Origin of the sequence: Streptococcus sp. 1449 (assembly GCF_013276805.1) — a bacterium.
Classification (GTDB): Bacteria; Bacillota; Bacilli; order Lactobacillales; family Streptococcaceae; genus Streptococcus; species Streptococcus pseudopneumoniae.
On sequence record NZ_VMLS01000123.1, the window covers coordinates 1 to 1,411 of the forward strand.

Sequence of the window (1,411 nt, forward strand, 5' to 3'; positions counted from 1 at the left end):
GGTGATAGATGGAAAGATATCAAAGATGGAGTAAAAGAAGCTGATACATGGTTTGGCGAGAAATTTGAGAGTGCAAAAAAGAAAACTCAGAATCCTTTCCAAAAAATCGGTTCTTGGTTTGGTGATAGATGGAAAAATATGCAAGATGCCTTGAAAGAAATCCCCAACTGGTTCAAGAATCTGTTTAATGATGCAATGGATAATGCTAAAAACATCGTTAAAAGTGGTATCGATAAACTAAAAAGCTTCTTTAACTTTGATTGGAGCTTACCAAAAATCAAACTCCCTCACTTTAATATATCTGGTAGCTTCAGCTTGATGCCTCCTAGAATTCCATCATTCTCTGTAGATTGGTATGCACGAGGCGGTGTATTCAACTCTCCTAGCATCATTGGGGTCGGAGAAGCTGGTCAAGAAGCGGTAATGCCTCTTGAACGGAATACAGGATGGATTTCTATCTTGGCTCAAAAACTGGCTGAAAGAATGCCTGCTAATAATGTACCTACAGGTTATTCATTACCGGCTGGCGACATCGTTATCCAAATCGCAGGCCATGAGTTCGGACGGGTAGCCATCCAAGAAATCAACAAGGAACATGAACGAGCAGGTCAAACCTTGCTCAAGATTTAGGAGGTTAAATGGCACAATTGACAATCAATGGGGTGGCTGTGAAGCCTCCCAAATATTTTCAGGTCGGTATTCAAGATATCGATGGAGAAACAGGGCGTAATGCCAATGGCGACATGGTGCGTGACCGTATCACGACCAAACGCAAACTAGACTGTGAATGGGGTATGATGACTCAGGGAGAATTAAGTCAGCTTTTACATGCTGTATCATCTGAATTTTTTGAGGTGTCTTATCCAGACCCCATGGATGGCCAAGTCACAAAGACTTTCTACGTCGGTGATAGGACAGCTCCTAGTTATAGCTTTACTGAGAAGTTTAAACCTTGGTCTGGCGCTAAATTTAATCTGGTAGAGAGGTAAGAAAATGGATGCTTTAACCAGACGACAATTTGACAGAGCCATGTTTGCCAAGGAAAGGACGCTGGCTATTCGTGTTGGTGATTATACTTCACGGGATATCAAAGAGGCTAGTTTTGAGTATGGCTACATCAAGGGCGATACTTATAAGCCTGGTGGAACCTGCGCTGGTAGCGGTAAAATTACCTTTACCAGTATCATTACCACGTTCAATAAGCTGGATACCCTGCACCCCGAAATTGATCTACTGGTTGGGGATACCTACCAGTGGGTCAAGATGGGGTAATACTTCATCAATGATATTGAGATTGACCGAAACCGCAACACAACCACACTTGAACTTATGGATGGAATGTTTAAGCCCAATCGTGAGTATGTGACAGATTTGCATTTCCCAGCTGCAGTACGAGAGGTTATTTAGGAAA

The 1,411-nt window shown here is 42.4% G+C and carries 1 protein-coding gene and 2 pseudogenes; all 3 read left to right on the forward strand.

Features of this window, described 5'->3' with window-relative positions:
• Window positions 1-630 (forward strand): annotated as a pseudogene (locus HT687_RS11580) (hypothetical protein); the annotation flags it as partial.
• Window positions 631-638: 8 nt separating this feature from the next.
• Window positions 639-989: a DUF6711 family protein gene (locus HT687_RS11585; RefSeq protein WP_172924205.1), complete on the forward strand. Its 351-nt coding sequence runs from the start codon at window positions 639-641 to the stop codon at window positions 987-989.
• Between the two features lie 4 nt (window positions 990-993).
• Window positions 994-1,404, forward strand: a pseudogene (locus HT687_RS11590) (pblB); the annotation flags it as partial.
• Window positions 1,405-1,411 lie beyond the last annotated feature (7 nt).

Bases quoted from the DNA above. Each gene is read 5' to 3' on its own strand.
- HT687_RS11585 (WP_172924205.1), top strand. From the start codon at position 639: ATGGCACAATTGACAATCAATGGGGTGGCTGTGAAGCCTCCCAAATAT.